Annotated in this window: 18 protein-coding genes and 3 pseudogenes; 7 read left to right on the top strand and 14 right to left on the bottom strand. The window is 42.8% G+C overall.

Annotated elements, in window-relative coordinates; translation table 11 throughout:
• Nucleotides 1–413 (top strand): DNA-3-methyladenine glycosylase family protein (locus VK080_RS15835; protein ID WP_414672267.1); only part of this gene is annotated, 413 nt, incomplete at its 5' end.
• Nucleotides 414–778: 365 nt separating this feature from the next.
• Here VK080_RS15835 and VK080_RS15830 read toward each other — a convergent pair.
• From VK080_RS15830 to VK080_RS15820, 3 genes are read right to left on the bottom strand one after another with little or no spacing between them, the layout of a single operon-like run.
• Nucleotides 779–1,849: a Ger(x)C family spore germination protein gene (locus tag VK080_RS15830; RefSeq protein WP_324225738.1), complete on the bottom strand. Its 1,071-nt coding sequence runs from the start codon at nt 1,847–1,849 to the stop codon at nt 779–781.
• Nucleotides 1,839–2,927: a GerAB/ArcD/ProY family transporter gene (locus VK080_RS15825; RefSeq protein WP_324225737.1), complete on the bottom strand. Its 1,089-nt coding sequence runs from the start codon at nt 2,925–2,927 to the stop codon at nt 1,839–1,841. Before VK080_RS15825 ends, VK080_RS15830 begins: the two co-directional genes overlap by 11 nt.
• 10 nt (nt 2,928–2,937) lie before the next feature.
• Nucleotides 2,938–4,401, bottom strand: a complete 1,464-nt coding sequence (locus VK080_RS15820) for a spore germination protein (protein ID WP_324225736.1) — start codon at nt 4,399–4,401, stop codon at nt 2,938–2,940.
• A gap of 480 nt (nt 4,402–4,881) precedes the next feature.
• Here VK080_RS15820 and VK080_RS15815 point away from each other — a divergent pair, with 480 nt between their 5' ends.
• On the top strand, nt 4,882–5,157 hold the full coding sequence (locus VK080_RS15815; RefSeq protein ID WP_324225735.1) for a hypothetical protein: 276 nt from the start codon (nt 4,882–4,884) through the stop codon (nt 5,155–5,157).
• 50 nt (nt 5,158–5,207) lie between these two features.
• On the opposite strand, the gene dacB is transcribed toward VK080_RS15815, so the two are convergent.
• From dacB to VK080_RS15800, 3 genes are all read right to left on the bottom strand, one after another.
• The gene (gene dacB, locus VK080_RS15810) at nt 5,208–6,686 is read right to left on the bottom strand and encodes a D-alanyl-D-alanine carboxypeptidase/D-alanyl-D-alanine endopeptidase (RefSeq protein ID WP_324225734.1); all 1,479 of its coding nucleotides are present in this window, start codon (nt 6,684–6,686) and stop codon (nt 5,208–5,210) included.
• Nucleotides 6,687–7,037: 351 nt separating this feature from the next.
• Entirely contained in the window at nt 7,038–8,423 is a 1,386-nt protein-coding gene (locus VK080_RS15805; RefSeq protein ID WP_324225733.1) for an amidase, read from the bottom strand.
• The gene (locus tag VK080_RS15800; RefSeq protein WP_324225732.1) at nt 8,416–8,607 is read right to left on the bottom strand and encodes a hypothetical protein; all 192 of its coding nucleotides are present in this window, start codon (nt 8,605–8,607) and stop codon (nt 8,416–8,418) included. Before VK080_RS15800 ends, VK080_RS15805 begins: the two co-directional genes overlap by 8 nt.
• 169 nt (nt 8,608–8,776) lie before the next feature.
• On the opposite strand from VK080_RS15800, the pseudogene VK080_RS15795 reads away from it, so the two are divergent.
• Nucleotides 8,777–10,814 (top strand): annotated as a pseudogene (locus VK080_RS15795) (catalase).
• Between the two features lie 51 nt (nt 10,815–10,865).
• On the opposite strand, the gene VK080_RS15790 reads toward VK080_RS15795, so the two are convergent.
• The 5 genes and pseudogenes from VK080_RS15790 to VK080_RS15770 form a co-directional block, all read right to left on the bottom strand.
• Nucleotides 10,866–11,108, bottom strand: coding sequence for a stage VI sporulation protein F (locus tag VK080_RS15790; RefSeq protein WP_324225731.1), 243 nt, complete (start codon nt 11,106–11,108; stop codon nt 10,866–10,868).
• A 385-nt stretch (nt 11,109–11,493) separates the two neighbouring features.
• A pseudogene (locus VK080_RS15785) lies at nt 11,494–11,658 on the bottom strand (YozQ family protein); the annotation flags it as partial.
• A 200-nt stretch (nt 11,659–11,858) separates the two neighbouring features.
• Nucleotides 11,859–12,650 carry a formate dehydrogenase accessory sulfurtransferase FdhD gene (gene fdhD / locus VK080_RS15780; RefSeq protein ID WP_324225730.1) on the bottom strand — a complete coding sequence of 264 codons (792 nt, stop codon included), beginning with the start codon at nt 12,648–12,650 and terminating at the stop codon, nt 11,859–11,861.
• Between the two features lie 447 nt (nt 12,651–13,097).
• Entirely contained in the window at nt 13,098–13,538 is a 441-nt protein-coding gene (locus VK080_RS15775; RefSeq protein WP_324225729.1) for a GNAT family N-acetyltransferase, read from the bottom strand.
• Between the two features lie 142 nt (nt 13,539–13,680).
• On the bottom strand, nt 13,681–13,911 hold the full coding sequence (locus tag VK080_RS15770) for a YppG family protein (protein ID WP_324225728.1): 231 nt from the start codon (nt 13,909–13,911) through the stop codon (nt 13,681–13,683).
• 158 nt (nt 13,912–14,069) lie between these two features.
• Here VK080_RS15770 and VK080_RS15765 point away from each other — a divergent pair, with 158 nt between their 5' ends.
• Complete coding sequence (locus VK080_RS15765) at nt 14,070–14,861, top strand: DUF2268 domain-containing protein (protein WP_324225727.1); 792 nt, start codon at nt 14,070–14,072, stop codon at nt 14,859–14,861.
• A gap of 33 nt (nt 14,862–14,894) precedes the next feature.
• Here VK080_RS15765 and VK080_RS15760 read toward each other — a convergent pair whose 3' ends face one another.
• The gene (locus VK080_RS15760) at nt 14,895–15,161 is read right to left on the bottom strand and encodes a hypothetical protein (RefSeq protein WP_324225726.1); all 267 of its coding nucleotides are present in this window, start codon (nt 15,159–15,161) and stop codon (nt 14,895–14,897) included.
• Between the two features lie 209 nt (nt 15,162–15,370).
• On the opposite strand from VK080_RS15760, the gene VK080_RS15755 reads away from it, so the two are divergent.
• Nucleotides 15,371–15,475 (top strand): YjcZ family sporulation protein, encoded by a 105-nt coding sequence (locus VK080_RS15755; RefSeq protein WP_083838364.1) that lies wholly within the window; start codon nt 15,371–15,373, stop codon nt 15,473–15,475.
• Nucleotides 15,476–15,697: 222 nt separating this feature from the next.
• A pseudogene (locus VK080_RS16105) lies at nt 15,698–15,781 on the top strand (YjcZ family sporulation protein); the annotation flags it as partial.
• Between the two features lie 109 nt (nt 15,782–15,890).
• Here VK080_RS16105 and VK080_RS15745 read toward each other — a convergent pair.
• Together VK080_RS15745 and VK080_RS15740 are read right to left on the bottom strand one after the other, a co-directional pair.
• A complete protein-coding gene (locus tag VK080_RS15745; RefSeq protein ID WP_324225724.1) occupies nt 15,891–16,610 on the bottom strand; it encodes an anti-sigma factor in 720 nt (239 codons plus the stop codon).
• A complete protein-coding gene (locus VK080_RS15740; protein WP_324225723.1) occupies nt 16,597–17,181 on the bottom strand; it encodes an RNA polymerase sigma factor in 585 nt (194 codons plus the stop codon). Before VK080_RS15740 ends, VK080_RS15745 begins: the two co-directional genes overlap by 14 nt.
• Nucleotides 17,182–17,434: 253 nt before the next feature.
• Here VK080_RS15740 and VK080_RS15735 point away from each other — a divergent pair.
• On the top strand, nt 17,435–17,955 hold a 521-nt coding region (locus tag VK080_RS15735), incomplete at its 3' end, for an NEW3 domain-containing protein (RefSeq protein WP_324225722.1).

The following is a 17,955-nucleotide window of genomic DNA, read 5'->3' as shown; positions in this document are numbered from 1 at the left end:
AGACATCAGATGAGCAATTGCGGGCAACCGGCCAATCCCGGCAGAAAATAGCATATTTACGCGATCTGGCCACTAAAGTTTATAATAAAACAATTGATTTTGATCGAATGGATGATATGGATAATTCCTCCGTCATCAAACAACTGACAAGTATTAGAGGAATTGGTAAATGGACAGCCGAGATGTTTCTGATTTTTTCACTCGGCCGGATGAACGTGCTCGCAGTTGATGATATCGGCCTCCAGCGCGGGGCAAAGTGGCTGTATGAAGTGGACAAGTCCGAACGACGCCAGATCCTGCTTGACAAACAGCCTGTCTGGGACCCCCACCTGACCATTGCTTCATTTTATTTATGGGAAGTTGTCCATTTAGGTTTTGACAAAAAATATCAGTCGATTGATGACATCAAGTGATAAGCAAGCCAAAGGCGGGTGGCTGGCAACTGGAATCCGTAAAACTTCAGTGGAAAATTTGTGAACTTCTGGCAAAGTAATATGAACTTCGGGATTTCCACTGTGAACTTCGATATACTTGTAAACTTCGGGGTTTCGACAAAATCTGACACAATCTGCACAACCCGCCTTCGACAACCACTCACGGCCACGGAACAGCTTTAATGCCATCCTCTTCCCTTCCATTAAATATAGCGGCGGGCCTGATCAGGAAGAAGCATCCTATGAGTCATGATGTCAGAGTGCGACAGAGTCCGCATATAATCCTCTTCTCAAAACACTGACTTTCTCAAACTATCCTGCAGCGCCTATCCTTTTTGTTGAATTCAACGTTCTGTACCCGTTCCCGTAATTCTTACCGTCACACTCGCATTAACCGGCATCTCCTGATAGGCAGATTTAAACTGATCCTTATTATAATCCCGATTACTGCTTTTGACAGTCCCTTCAATATTAAGCGGGTCAATATTCAATTCCTGAAAACGGTTAATCATTTTATCTATCTCTTCTTCGATATCCTTTGCAACATCTTTTTCAATCGCTGTCAACCGTTCTGTCACTTTGTTTCCAGTGAATTCCCTAATAACGCCCCGCAGCTTTACATTAATCGTAACTTCACCACTGCCACCATTCGTTTCAAAAACCATATCTTTATCTGACTCAAGATTTTCAAGTGCTACATTATATCTCTCATTTTTATGTTGATAATTGCTATCACTGACATTTTCATAAAGCAGTTTAAACACATTGGCTTTCTGGATCGGTAAGTTATCAACATATTTATCATCGTCAAACAACGCGATTGCTTTTAGCGTCGCATTTTCGTCTTCAACACTGAACATCGGTAAAAAAGGGTCACAGGTTTCACTCTTCAGACAGGATTCAAATAGTTTTAAATTCGTTTGCGGTAAACTTCCGTGTATTATATTATGTTCAAATAAATCGTTGAAAAAAACACCAATTCCCTTACCGGTTGTTACTGAATCGATCAGCTCACGTGTTGACCCTTCGACCACTGCAAGGTTTAAGTTACCGCCAATCGACGGATCTCTTGTCAAATATTCGATAAAGTTCTCAATGCCTTGTTCGGCCAATTCCTGATTATATAACGCAACCTGCAGCTTACCGTTCAGCAATCGTTCGGTCGCTTTTGCATTTAAGTTAACCCGATTCTCATATATATTTGCAGCTGTATCCGTGTAGATAAAATCTTCCACTCGACCTTCCTCCTGATATTTCGGTGACACAACGGTTTCCTGGATCGTATCCTCTTCAGTCGCATCATACCCCGCCACGGTAATCGTTTGAATCTGATCGATCACTTTGGTCGGCATCTGAAAATTAAACAGTAAACTGACAATCACAAACACGAAAAAAATAATATATTTAAGATACATTTTTCCGCACCTTCCTGCGAATAAAATTGATTATAAACAGAACAGGTATGTAAATAAACAAAAACACGAGCCCAATCCTTCCGGCCGTATCATTCAGTATATTAACACCTTCCCTGCCCATCGACATGACACACGCAATGAAGAGAATCCCCAAGAGAACAACGGCGACTTTTTTATGCTGGAAGCCAAAGGTACGGTGCACCAGACGTGTGGCCGCCCACATAAAGAGGACGACATTTGGCAAAATTGTAAAGAACAATGTGGCAATCCCAAAGTACTCAAAGCGTTCCATAAACGGCATCTCAATGATTTTCCAGAGCCCTAAGGTTGCCCAAATGACGTTTTCCAATTCGCTTTGGTTGTAATAAACATACGCGATCAAACAAACAATTACATATGTCACCGTCGTATAGAGGTTCCCATAATGGGCATATTTTTGTGATTTGCCGGATTCACGTATGAACGGATAAAAGACAAGCAGCGCTGAAATGCCCATAAAATCAAGCGCGGCTAAGCCCGACGATTGCATAATTTCTGTGATGGTGTGATCCATGATTGGCTGTATATTCGTAATATCCGCATATTTTAATGGGTAGAGCAGCGTCAGATTTAAAAAAAATGGATAGACAATCCCAAGGAAACATACGCCGACAACCGTCCGGAATTGATCAGAAATCGTGTAATAAATCAGCGGAATCAGCAGTGATAAGAACGCCCAGACTTTTAAATGCGGAAATATCCATACCTGGATAATTTCAACATACGTACGCAGCACAACAGTTGCCATCAACAGCAAATACATGGTGAATAGCAGCGTCAAAAAGTTTCCAAGCCATTTGCCATACGTGAACTGATGGATCGCAACAATATCCCCTGTTTTATCGTTTTTTAATATCTGATACATGAGCCAAATGATGACACTGACACCAAGACCGGCAACGATGATTGAAATCCAAGCATCATTACCGGCGTATTTGTTGATAATACTTTGAAAACCAAGATACCCGACACCTAATTGTGAAGCTGAAATGAGAAAAAACACCATCAGGGCCGGTACTTTATCGTCGATTGAAATCATCGCAATCCCTCTACTTGTCATTTTCATTGGTAAGAGGCCGTTTAACTTTACTTGGACGTACCTGATATGGACGTTTGTTTTGTGTGTCAAACGGCAGGCGGATCAGTGCATCCTTGAAATCCTGCAAACGAAACGGAAAAACCGGAGCAAAAAATGGTCTTCCCAGCGATGTCAGCCGCAGCAGGTGCACCATAATATAAGCAATGGCAATCGCCAGACCAATCAATCCGTAAACACCCGCAACGATGAGTAATGGGAATCGGATCAGCCGGATCGTGTTACTCATTTTATACACCGGGGTTGTAAATGACCCCAATGCAGCCACCCCTACAACAATCAGTAGCACATTACTTGTCATCCCTGCTTCAACAGCTGCGGTTCCGATCACGATACCGCCCACAATACCAATCGTCTGACCGACTTTGGTTGGCAGTCTGGCACCCGCCTCACGCAGCAATTCAATCGAAAACTCAAGGATGAGTGCTTCCAGAATCGGCGGAAATGGTACTTGCGTTCTGGAATGGACGAGCGTAACGAGCATGGCGTGTGGTATAATTTCAAAATGATGGGTCAGGACGGCAACGTATAATGGCGAGATTAAGATTGAGAAAAAGACAGCGACCAGACGAATCAGCCGGAAAGCCGATGCAGTCATCCAATTTAAAAAGTAATCTTCAAACGACGAAAAAAATTCAATCAGTGTGGTTGGCCCTAGTAAAACATGCGGCGAATTATCAACAACGATCGCAACTTTCCCCTCCACAAGTATAGAGGTAATCCGGTCAGGCCGTTCAGTATCCAGAAGCTGCGGGAATGGTGAATTTTGATTATCGGCAATAGTCTGCTGAATAAATGAGCTGTCTACCACCTGATCAATTTGAACATCTTTGATACGCTGAACCGCCGTTTGAACATTTTCCTCATCGGCTATTCCGTCGATTGAGACAACCGCAACGTCCGTTTTGGTGACTGTACCGACTTCTAATTTTTCAATTCTTAACTGAGGGATCGCCAATCGTTTACGTATGAGATTCAAATTGGTGTCAATATCTTCTACAAACGCTTCTTTTGGCCCGACAACACTAAATTCGATTTCAGGAGTGGATACTTCACGTTTTTCATCAAGTGGAACCGGAATCAACAAATACGACGGGCTGACATTCTCCATATAAAGATATATAAAACCATGAACCAGCTTTTCCTGGATCTGACTGTTATCATCGGTCAATTCCGTTTGGGTAAACGGGATATGTTCATTCAGTTCGGTTAAATCATTGTACACATAGTCCTGTATCCGGGGCAGTATGTATTTTTCCAGTTTTTCCGGGTCAACACCTGTTTTTAAATAGCCTAAATGTATCGTTCCTTTTACATGCTCATACCGGTAATTAATAAATCCATCTTTATTTTTCAATTCTTTTAACAGCTTGTCAAAATCCCTTTGCACGTTTTTCTGTGATTTTTTCATAGTCATATGAACATCCTTCTTGGACGATAAATATAGTCATGATGTTATTATGTGAGATTGGGAGCGTTATATGCATTTGCTGCATGGGTTTTTGAACAGCTTCATAAGAACAGCTTCAAGACATCAGCCAATCATCCGACAACTAACACAGTCAGCATTTCAAGTTTAGCAACACTTTAGCCAACATAAAAAGGGACTGACACTCTATATGAGCCAATTCCCTAGTATATATTATTTCGTAATTGGAATGATTACTTTCAAATTTTCCAGATAAATATAATCTGCTGCTTCACGTGTGACAGAATACACTGGTGATTCTTGCGGAAAACCGCGCTCCCCCATCCTCCCTTCTTACTAGTTAAAGTCAGTAAAATAGGAAAAAGTTTCAAGGAATTTATAATCCAATACATAATTATAACAACATGCGGCATGATAAATACGGAGCGTTACAAAGCTCGAAAAATAACAATATGGAGGTTATATGTAATGGCACAACAAAACCAACAACAGCTGCAACAGGCAGTACAACAAGCGCAGCAGGCTCAACAGGCTGTCCAGCAAGCACAGGCTAGTGCTGATCCGCAGCAGCTGCAGCAGGCGCAGCAGCAGGTACAGCAAGCGCAGCAGCAGTTGCAAAATGCACAGCAACAAGCAGGCGCACAGCAGAACCAGCAAGCGCAACAAGCACAGCAACAGCTGCAGCAGGCACAGCAGCAAGTGACTCAAGCACAGCAGCAGGCACAGCAAAACAACAATCAATAAGCGTTGCCGATCATCGGCATTTAAAAAGGGAGCCCCTGGACAGGCTCCCTTTATTCGTGGTTTGCGATTATCTGAACAATTTCATTCTCAATATCAGGTCCATCTTCTTCATCAAGCAAATTATTCTGCATGATGGAAAAAATCAGCTTTTCCCCCTGAGTTGTTTTCACATAACCTGAAAGTGCGCTCACACCATCAATCGTCCCGGTTTTGGCCTGAACGTTTTGACCGTCCATCCGATACCGCAAAGTTCCACCGATCATCCTTTCTGATGCACCACTTTCAGGAAGAGCGTTAAGGTATGTATCAAACCAAGGCTCCTCCTGCACTGCATGCAACAATTTGGAAATTTCATTGGCCGGAATCATATTCATATGTGAAATACCGGACCCATCCCTGATGGTGAGAGTATGGGTATTCAATCCGAGTTTTTGCATTTCCGTTTCAACGACCTCAAGACCCTTTTCCCAGCTGCCTTCATCATGTACAACTTTGCCCATTTCCTTAACAAGCATCTCTGCATGTGTATTGTTGCTTAATTTCATGAACGGAACAAGCAGCCCTGAAAGAGGCATCGATTCATGAGTATATAATACATTCTTTTTTTCCGGGGCTTGTCCGGTTTTTACTTCGCCGGTCCATGTAATCCCCTGCTTTTCCAACGATTGCCTGAATAGATCCAGCACATAGCCGGTCGGTTCCCAAACGGCCATCCACTCCTTTACATTATCTGATTCAGCCGCGATCGTCCCCTCAATCGTTATCGTGTTCTTACCGTGAATCCGGTTAAACGTCAAATCCTCTTCAGTTCCAGCGGCTACTGTTTTGGCGTTATTGCTGACATCGACATATGCCGTCTCGGGTTTGATGGTTACGGAAGGCTTTTCCCCGGCATCACCCGGCGTCACTTCAACAGTGACCATTCCGGCATCGAAATCTTCATCAGGTGAAGCGGTTAAAGCAGAAATTTGTGCACCATAGTACCAGTGCTCGTCACGCCAGACAACATCAGGTGACAACCGGACATCATCAAACCATGTATCATCCCCGACGATATCACCGTTAATCACATCAATTCCGTTTTCTTTCACTTTTTTTGCAAATGTATCAAAGTCATCAGGTAGTAGTGTCGGGTCACCTTTTCCTTTTAAAAAAAGGTCACCATTCAGTTTATTATTTGATACGGATCCGTCGGTCAGCACTTCCGTTGAAAACTTGTAATCCTCCCCCAATACGGCAAGGGCTGCGGCAGCTGTTAATAATTTCATGTTGGAAGCCGGACGCAGCCTCACGTCCCCCATATGGTCATAAATTTTATCTCCTGTTGTAGCGTGACGGATACTTATCCCCGCGATCGAACCCTGTAGTTTCGGTTCATTTTCTATCAAATGGTTCAGTTTTTCACCCATCATATTGTACGCCTCTCTCCCACTATCTATCTGATCTGGCTTATTTATAGCGAACGATCCAATCAATAATACGCCCATAAACAGAAAAAGCATTCCAAAACTATAATGTTTCACGCTCATTCGATCCCCCCTCGATAAGCCTTACAATTATATTTCGTCATTGGTGACGCTAATTCCTTTTATGCATCGCACCTCAAAATAATTGACCTAAGGAGATGGATTTATACAAATTTCATTCAGTAGAAATAAATACAGTTTTTCAAATGATTGTTCACAACACCGACCAAAAAAAGACTAAGGTTTGTTGCCAAAGTTGCGGCAACAAGCCGAGGTTTTCAAAATAAGTTAGTGTTCCCAACTCACATAGCGGCCGTAATCCGGAATCGCTATCGTGTCAAAGTGATTGACCAGTCTTTCCAAATGTATTTTTTGGAAGATACGCAAAACTAAAGGACATGTGCAGGTCGTGCATCATGCCCTTATGCTTAATGGTTCTGTACGTTCCCACACATGACCGATCTGCAGCAGACATTTTTCGGAAAGATGATTGCCAATGAATTGCATACCGACAGGAAGTCCTCTTTGATCTAATCCCATTGGCACAGCCAAGCCTGGTGTTCCCGTTAAATTGACAGGCGCGGTAAATGGCAGGCAGCGTCGTATCACCTCTAAATTTTGGTCAACCCAATTCTCACTGAACGCCGGTGTTGTCATCGGTATCGTCGGGCCAAGCAGCACATCAACATCTTCAAAGGCTTTATCAAATGCTTCTGTCATCTTTCGCCGGGCTTGCTGAGCTATGACATATTGGGGTGTCGTCGTCAATGTACCAGCTGAAAAGAATGCCCGGTTATCCGCGGAATACTCCTCTGGACGCGTCCTGAGCCATTCATAATGAAAATTAGACGCTTCTCCGGTCACAATAGCATAGCCTGAAAATGTTGACAGCGTTAATTCAGGGATCGCCATTTCCTTTATGTCAGCCCCTAAATGCTGCAATGTTGTGATCGCATGCTGGAAAAGCTTTTCGACATCCGGATCTAATCCTTCAAGATAATAAGATGGAATACCGATTTTTAAGCCCTTGATTCCTTGATTAAGATGTTCCGTGTAGTTTGGAATCGGTGCCTTAAGGCTTACGGGATCATTGACATCAAAACCTGCCATACATTGAAGCATCAAAGCCAAATCTGAAACCGACCGTGCCATGGGGCCGGCCGTATCCAGTGACATCGCTGTAGGGAATATACCATGTGTGCTGGTGAGGCCATAAGTTGTCTTTAACCCGTAAACACCGCACATGGCAGCTGGTAAGCGAATCGAGCCGAATGTATCTGATCCGGTTGCAACTGTTGTCAGACCGGCTGCCAAAGAAGCAGTCCCCCCGCTGCTTGATCCGCCTGGCATGTATTGGGTATTCCATGGATTTCGGGTTGTGCCAAAGAACGGATTTGTCCTTGTTGACCCGGCAGCAAGTTCATGAAGATTTTGTTTTCCTAACATAATGGTCCCTGCTCCCAACAGTTTTTCAACTGTTGTCGCCGTTTTGTCAGGAATAAAATTTGCAAACAGTTTTGAGCCGACTGACGTTCGGATACCTTTTGTATAGTAATTATCTTTGATACCGATCGGGATGCCATGGAGAGGTCCTTTGTATGCACCGCTTATGATATCAGCTTCTGCTTTTTTGGCATGATGGCGGGCTAAATCATGAAGAGGTGTAATATATGTGCGGAGACTCGGGTCCATTGAGTCGATGCGGTTTAACATATCGTTGGTCAATTCGACCGGCGACAGTTGCCGAGATTGGATTAATGGTGCAAGCTCAGTAGCGGTTAAGAAGGCTAACTCACTCATCTCGCATTAACGCCTTATCTACAATTGTAATGGGGACTTCCTGATTCAGATGAGGGAATGCGGTGAAAGACGCCTGTGCCTGATTCATCGTGCAAAGTATGTTATGAATATACGAGGTATCCGCCTCATAGACAGAAAAACCTTGTAAATATAATCCCTGTCTTATCATGTTCATTTCTTCCATCAAACATTCCTCCTTTATGGCTGCTATTACTGTATGAAGCGGGTGAGAGAATATGCGAATTTTTATGTAACTCGAATAATAATCAGTGAAATTGACTATTCTAAGCTTCAGAAACCATGCATAAGTATATAAAGGTTAATAAATTTTTATGCCACTACGGAGGGATTACATGGATAATAAGTCATCGTCAGAAAACAACCGGCATCTGGGCCAAAATTCTAAACAGGAACAGCTGAATCATTATCGTAGAGAAAACACAGGGAAGCCAATGACGACAAATCAAGGCAGAAAAATATCAAACGATTCGGACATATTATCAGCCGGTGAACGTGATCCTACATTACATCAGGATGTCCATTACTTTGAAAAAATGACACATTTTGTGCAGGAAGAGGAACCTGAAAGAACGGTTCATGCAAGAGGTTACAGTGCCTATGGGGAGTTTGAGTGTTATCAGTCGATGAGGCATGTGACAAAAGCGGGATTTTTACAGGAAGCGGGTAAAAAGACGCCATTAACTATTCGTTTTTCCACCGTACAAGGGCCTAGAGGGGTCGTATGATACGGCGAGGGATTTACGTTGTCAGGGCGTTAAGTTTTATACAGAAGAAGGAAATTACGATCTGACAACAATCGATATGCCTGTATTAATTAATCAAGACCCAATGAAATTTCCCGATGCGATGCACGCGTACCAATCTAAACCGGATGATGCCATACCAACAGCTACCGGCGCACACGACTATTTTTGGGATTATGTCGCCAATAACCCGGAATCACTTCATATGGTGCAGTGGATCATGTCTGACCGGGGTATTTTAAGTAGTTACCGAATGATGGAATCGTGGTCCATTAATACGTACCTATTTGTCAACGAACAAGGCACAGCAACCTTTGTCAGGTTTGTTTGGAAGCCTGTTCTTGGTGTTCATTCCCTGCTTCAGGATGAGGCGCTGAAAATCGGCGGACTTGATCCGGATTTCCACCGGAGAGATTTACGAGAAGCGATTGACAAGGGGGCGTTTCCTGAATATGAATTAGGTGTCCAACTGATTCCGCTGGAGGATGAATTCAAATATGACTTTGATGTTCTTGATCCTTCAAAGTTTTGGCCGGAAGAGCTTGTCCCTGTTCACCTTATCGGGAAGATGACGTTAAATAGAAACATTGATAATTACCATACAGAATCAGAACAAGCCGCATTTAATCCTGCAAATGTCGTTCCGGGAATTGATTTTTCCAATGATCCCGTCCTGCAGGGAAGGTTATTTGCTTATCATGCTGCACAAGTACATCGAATTGGAACGAATTTTGTAGAATTACCGATCAATAAACCGATTTGCCCATTTCATAATAATCAAAGGCGAGGCCCTATGCGATATCGAATCGATGTGGATGAGGTAAACTATCATGAAAATTCGCTGGCAAATAACACCCCATACACGACACCTCCGGAAGCAGGCGGGTATGAGCATTATCCGAAAAAAGTGGAAGGTTACGTCATACGAAATCGAAGTGAATCGTTCAAAGATTACTTCTCGCAACCAAGAATATTTTGGAATAGCATGACACCTGTTGAAAAGCAGCATACGATTCAAGCGTTCAGCTATCAACTCGGAAAAGTAGAAAGCGAATCTGTCCGCCAGCAAAACGTTAATTTGCTTGTCAATGTCGATAAGGAAATGGCTTGCACCGTTGCTGATAATATTGGTGTCGATCGTCCAAGTGGTTCCCATGTCCCCATTTCAACAAGTTATCCTTCTCTTAGCCAGTACAATACACCGAGTTATGCATATACACAAAAAGTAGGTGTACTGATTGGCAAAAGTGTGCTTAACTATCTGCAGCAATGTGGCGTTTTTATTAAAATTGTCAGTGAACACCTTGGTACGGTGACAGGTGCTGATGGCACAAAACTCAAAGTTGATGAGACATTTCTTACAACGAGTCCTTATCTGTATGACTCACTCTACGTCATTGGCGGCAGTTCTAAGAATCAGGAAAAATTTGATCAGGAGTTTAGGCATTTCATACAAAATGCGTATAAACACTATAAACCAATCGGTGTTGCCTCAACAGGACAGTCTTATATTCAGACATCAGAACAAAATAATTTGGCTGGTGTCGTTTTTGCAGGAAATAATCCCAACTTTGAAAAGGACTTTGTCTCTGCCATTGCCATGCAACGTTTCTGGGAAAGAAAATAGGATATACAAAATCCCCCTTTGATCATGACAGTTGGGGGATTTCTGATTTTGCTATAACATTTTTGAAATAGTCGAATGATCGATTTTTCCTTTTTTCTTCGTCAGCGTTTCCACAATCATATCTTCTGTACTTTTTGAAACCTTTTTATTGGCCATCCTGGAAATTTGTTTAACAAGCCTTCTTATATTTTTTTCATTCGATAGATCGGTACCATTCAGTGATTGAGCAAGATTCATGATATCTTTACTTTTAACCCCTGTTTTCTTTTCTGCTTTTTTTAACATATTATCCATGGTGTTCACCTCCCGAGTAAGAATAGCAGAGTAAGCTTTAATTATATGGAGTGGATTACAAGTTGCTGCATTTTTATTCACGATGGTTGTCTGGACGTTATATATTATCGTATGAATGACTTTCAAGAGGGTAAAGGCGGATGTGATTGATTTGAAGAAATATGCTCATGGCTATAGTAAAAAGTAAACAGACATCGATATTTTTCATAAAAAAAGTCTCTTTTTCGACAAAGAGACTTTATCCGTCAAGGTGAGAATTGAATGAGCGCTGGTTTTTCATTGCTTGGCCGGTTAATATACGATACGCTATTGTCATTAACATTGCCAAGGCGATTGTATGACAAATGACAAAAAAGGCGCTTGACCTTGAATCTTTCAAATGAGATTATTCGTCCTCTAATTTTCTGTCAATCGTTCCTTCCTTGTAGTCATCTGACACTTGTTCATGCGTTTCCGCTATTCCCTTTTCAAACTGTGTGCTGCCGCGGTAATTTGCCGGTTCATAATCCTTTTCAGCGATGTTACGGCTATCTTCCGGATTCGTTTTATGCTGCTTTTTCGGCATGCATATCCCTCCAATCAATTGATCTGTTGTTATTTTGCACAAAAATTTCTGCTCCTATTGCATCCTTTTTTTGGTAAAAAGCCCGTGAACATTTACTTATGCAGATTTTAGAACATAAAAAACTGATAATCCAGACACTGCCTGGTTTACCGGCCAACACGGCATTATATTTTACTTTCATATCCCTAATTGACTTCCTCGATCCGATATGGATGTGTGTAAACGTTCATTTTATCTTCTCTTGCGAATCCGATCACAGTAATGCCCAAATCGTTCGCCAGTTGCAGTGCCAGATCAGTGGGTGCCGACTTGGAAAGCAGGATGCCCGCACCGATTTTGGATATCTTAAGCAACACTTCAGAAGAAATCCGGCCACTGAACACAATTAATTTGTTTTTTAACGGAATACGCTGTTTAAGTATATGACCGTAAATTTTATCAAGGGCATTATGCCTGCCAATGTCGGTCCGGATGGCAAGCATCTCATCAGGTACTGCCAAAACGGCGTTATGAACCCCTCCAGTCCGGATAAATTGTTCTGATTCCAGCTGCAGCTGGCCAATTAACCTGTAACACTGATCAACAGATATAGACAGGCGACTGTATACAGTCTTGGCCGTTCTAACATCACTTTTAAAATAAAACTGACGGCTTTTTCCGCAACAGGAACCAATAAAACGTTTTGAATGGTCCTGTTGAATCGAATCGATCTCTTTATTGACCTCAATGTAAGCAAACCCTTTACCTTCATCTATCGAAATATTGTTTATGTCATCATAAACACGAATGATCCCTTCCGAAGCGAGGAAACCGATTGTCAGTTCTTCCAGATCGGTTGGTGTACATACCATTGTGGCGAATTCCTCGCCGTTAAGTATAACTGTCAGCGGGAATTCTGCAGCGATTTCATCATCCAGCGATAATGGATCCAATCCGTTAAACCGGATTACCTGCCAATTATGCTGTGTTTTGTTCATCCAATCACCTTCTAAGTTAAAGTTCCAAAAAAGACATTTTAAACACTATATTTTTTATATTCTGTAAATTAAATTATCATGAAACATAACAGATTACAAATGATTAAGCTTTTGATAAAAAGACCGGCAGTCTAAGTTCTCAGGCGTCCTGTACGGGCGCCGGCACTAACACGTCAATCGTGTCAACGTTCGAGGCGGCGAAGTTTCGAGCACAAGAAAAGCTTTATCGAATTCACTTCGCACGCAGGAAAAGCGTTCTTCTTTTCCAAGGAGCGGGCTTCTCTTGTTTGTGGTGACTTCTGCGCCCGCCACAGGACGTGGGCAGTTTTAGCAGAAGATCATCTGTTCGATGTTGTCATTTTTCCGGACTTTTTGAACATCTTCTTTAATAGAAAAGACTGCCACGACCAATCATGACGGCAGTCTCTTTAGCAGACATATTCGAGCCTAATCCAATCGCTTTTCCATTAATATGGCAACGTCTTGAAAACCAAGCTTCTGATAAAGCTGTTTACTAGCATTGCCGGCGAACACATTGAGCTGGACGGCAGCATATCCCGATCCTTGCAACCTTCTTAATGCTTCATCACACAATTTTTCTGCGATCCCCTGTTTCCGGTATGGCGGCAGCACGTAAAGTTCCGGAATTATACCAACTGGTTTGTCTGTATAATAGTCTGTTGTACTCCCGACGCCGACCCATCCTTGAAGTCTGTCATCTTCTGTGCAAACCAGATAGTAGCCGCCACCAGCCAAAAATGGCGTGACCATTTGCCAGACTTTTTCTTTCTTTGCTGGAATATGCCCCATACTTGCTTCTGTTAACACATCCATTGAATGACTTATGATTTGCCGTGTTTCACGTTTTGTCGCTTTACGAATAACCATCCGATTTTACCACCCCCATGAAAAACAGACCTTGAGTAACACCTTTGTGACCCGCATTGTAAGGGCACGAACAGAATCGGGTATTTATGGACAGTTAGTCGCCGTTTTATCGCGGGTTACTGTCCGTTATATGCGGGGTAAGTTATCGTTTGATAAATTTTGTGATCAGCGGACTTACCTGATCATAGAGTTTTCCGACTTGTTGAGCCGTCGTTGTGATTTTGTCAATATCCAAATTACCTTCTGAATCCCGGAATTGATTCAAGATATTTTGACCGGCTGATTGCCGCGGTCCCTGCATCGGATGGCGGGGCGGTCGCATCGGAGGGGACGGCGGCATTGGTCTTCCGGGTCTTCCAGGATATATCATCATAACACCTCCTTGACTCGCTTTGTTATATCCTATTCAAGCCATTGATTAAATGAAAAGGTATTTGTCTAACACATTGCCCCCTCCCGACCGACAGATTTCGTAACATTAAAATCGAGGAAAACATAGAGTATTAGATGAAAAAGATTAGGAGAATGCTTATGAGTGTCATTCGAACCGACAAATGGCTATTGGATCATTATGATGAGCCGCTGGAACTTTGCACAAAACTGAAAAGCCAATTTGATGAAGACGTCTCAGCCGCCGAAATTCACCGGCACTTGGCAATGCATGGCATGTTCCACGAACCGCTCAGGGATGGGCATGAATGTATCAAAACTTTACAGAAGCGTCGTATTTGGCAAATTGTACAGCGGGAAGCAAAAGAACTACAAAAAGAGTGGACCGGGCCGGATATTCCGATTTTTATATTCCCGGCAGATCCGAATAATCGGAAACTAAGACAGGAACAAAACGGGAAATCAGGACTCACTTTCTCTGATAAACTATTTTTATTCGTTTCCAAGACCAATACGGAAAAAGAAATACGGGCTCTTTTCACCCATGAGTATAACCATGTCTGCAGATTATCCAAATACAGCAAAAAGGAAGCTGAATACACATTGCTGGATACTATCATTCTGGAAGGGCTGGCGGAAAATGCCGTCCGTGAAAGGCTTGGTGACCAGTATACAGCCAAATGGACGTCATATTACCCGGATGCCTTACTGGAAAGAATATGTGCCAACCTGATCATGCCCAACCGGGACGTCCCAAAATCCGGCCGCAAACATACACAACTATTATATGGTTTTGGTTTTTACCCTAAAATGGCCGGCTATTGCGCCGGGTATCATCTGGTCAAGAACTATATGAAGGAAAAAGACGTCACAACACAGGACTTATTGCCTGTAAAATCGGAAAATATAATCGAAAAAACAGACGAACCCTGAATCCGTCTGTTTTTCAGTCAAAAGGACAAGCCTTTACCAGAAGAAAAATGGAAGTACAGCCAGTGTACCAATTGCTCCCAATGCGATGCCATAAGCTAATCCGGGACCGTATCCGTATCCCCCATAAAACCCATAGCCAAAGCCGCCTAAACTCCCCCGATGATGAAGCGGCTGAAGATATACACGGTGATTGTCGACATTTTTAATGACACCACGGTGGACCTTTCCGTCACGGGTGGTTATTTTCACGGGTCTCCCTTTATATTTACAGCATAAGTCATAATAATATTTAACCGACATTCGTTCACCTCCAGATCCCTTGAAACATATGACAGTATATGCAGCAGAAAGTATTCAGTAAGGGACAACTATACTGGGGACCAGCGGAAAATGGATCAGCCCAAGCGACGTATACTTGAGCCCAATTCCCGTAATTTGGGAGTGTACCCATATCAATATACATTTACCTACATATATTACTAACAAACAGGTTATGGAGGTGTTAATGAATGAGTGAATATGTTGGCGGAGCAGGCTACGGTGGAGGATTTGCCTTAATCGTAGTTCTATTTATCCTGTTGATTATTGTAGGCGTTGCTTACGTTGGCTATTAATTAAACATCAGAAAATTCGACTTATCGTCAAGCCTTTATAATGAAAGCCTTGGTTTGACTTATGCAGATAAGAAAGATCTTTCCTATCTGCTAAAAATACAAAGTCTTTGAGGAGGGGTACAAATGGGATTTGGACCTAGACCTGGATGTGGATACGGTGGCTATGGCGGTCACGGATACGGTGGTGCCGGATTCGGGTATGGCGGCGGCTATGGTGCTGGTGGCGGCTACGGTGCCGGCGGTGGATTTGCGCTGATCGTCGTATTATTCATCCTGCTTATCATTGTTGGCGCAGCCTGGTTTTAATGATACCGGTAAAATATCATATGAGTCTAATCTTGGACTGCCGGGATCCCGGTAGTCCAAGATGCTTACATATACCGCACCTCCTGTAAGCATTAAACTTTCACAGCCATTAATGGGGCAAATCGACCGAAAATGTTTCCGGACCAGTTGGTTTCTCACTGCCCCCAGCTGGTTCTACACTCGTTTTGATCAGTTTAAACCGATTGACATCTTTTCCCTGGTATAAAACACGTACAGAGCCATCTTGAATCGGCAGGACCTCGCCATGTACATTATCATCTGTATCCACAATCCACATCTGGTAATTTCTCCCGGACATGTTGGCCAGCCCGTCGATTTCAACCAATAATTCCCTGGTGGCATCATTTATCCAGACATTGCCGGATACATGATCGAACCGGGACACAGGAATGATCTTAAGCTGTTTGGTCTCGGGCCTGGTCTGGATCTCTGCTTCATTGATCTCCTCATTATACATCACATCTTCATTCATTGCAGTCCTCTCATCAGTGAGTGTGGTGAGTCCAATCGTTAACAGGAGTGCTGCGGCCAACCCGCCCAGCCAATAAACTGGTTTCCGCCGTCGATTATTTTTAACTGGTTTGTTCCCTTCGTCAATACTTTTATCAAGCTTGTCTTTCAGTGCGGTGGAGGGTACTGATTTGTCCTCGTTTACTTCGGACATCATATATTGCCATTCCTCCAGGACACCCTGACAATCAGGGCACTGATTTGTATGATGAATGACATTTGCACGTTCTTCTTCACCCAGTTTACCAAGGGCAAAATCAATTATTTTCTGTTCGGGGATATGTTTATAAAATGCCATCTTTTTCACCCCCATTAGAGTCGATCCTGCTGAATATGGACTTCTGTTTCCGCAGATTGTTCAAGCCATACCTGATTAACGATTTAACTGACCCCAGCGGTCTGTTCATCGTACTAGCAATTTCTTTATGTGTTTCTTCCCGGAAATAGGACCTGTAAATTGCTTCACGCTGTTCTTTGGGCAAATGTTTCAAAGCTTCGATTATCGTATCTTTTTCCAATTCGGAAAGAAACTGTTTGTCAGCGCCTTTTTCTTCACCTGACAGTAATTCTTCCAGTTTATCCCGAAGTATCGGTTTCTTCTTCCGGACACGATCAAGTGCCCTGCTTTTTGTTCTAATTGCGAGCCACGCCTCCACACTGCCTTTGGAAACCTGATATTGATCCGCTTTTTGATAAACTTCAAGAAATACATCGTGGCAAACATCTTCTGCTTCTGCCCTGTTACCAGTCACATGCAGTGCAATCTGAAAGACAAATGAAATATGTTTTTCATAAAACAGATCAAAGGAATGGCGGGAACCCATGGAAATATTTTCTAACAACTGTATGCTATCATTATGTTCACCCATGTTACGCCCTCCAAAATATAAAGTGAAACTTCATTCAGCGGGGCGCTTTTCCCCGCTGAATGTTAGTTGAACAGAATCGACCATTATTGGCGGTTGCCCACAATAACTACAAAGTTTTCAAATAGGAGTCGCCCACTAAGACGAGTATAAAAACTTTATCTATTAATTTATCAATTTTTTTGCAATTGAACAAATCCAAAACAAGATTACCTTCGTAACTATTATGAAAAAATATAGCAGGAGGTCAATGGAGATGTTCAGAAAAATCCTTTCAATTACAGCAATTGTTATGCTTCTATTCAGCACAGCACCGGCAGTGAACCAAACTTATGCTGCAGGTGGGATTACGTTATTCACACCTTACACCGGCTTATCGGTAACACCCGGTGAAACCGTCAGTTATCAGGTCGACGTGATGAACAGTGGGTCAAACATTCAAAACCTGACATTTTCCTTGGAAGGTCTGCCTGAAGGATGGAGCAATACCATAACAGCGAATGGAAGAGATATCCAGCAATTGTCCGTTCAACCGGGCGGGGAACAACAAATTACGCTGGAGGTGACCGTGCCGCTTGAAGTCGAGAAAGCCGACTACAATTTTACATTGGTCGCTGATGGAGACGGAGAAGGTTATGCAGAATTGCCGTTTACAACGACCGTATCCGAACAAGGAACGTTTGAAACAGAACTGACGACCGAACAGCAAAACATGGAAGGACATGCGGATTCCACGTTTACCTACAATGTATCCTTGAAAAACCGTACAGCGGAAGA

The organism is Lentibacillus sp. (assembly GCF_035301925.1).
In the GTDB taxonomy this organism is placed as follows: Bacteria; Bacillota; Bacilli; order Bacillales; family Amphibacillaceae; genus Lentibacillus.
This window is presented reverse-complemented; position numbering and strand designations above follow the sequence as displayed.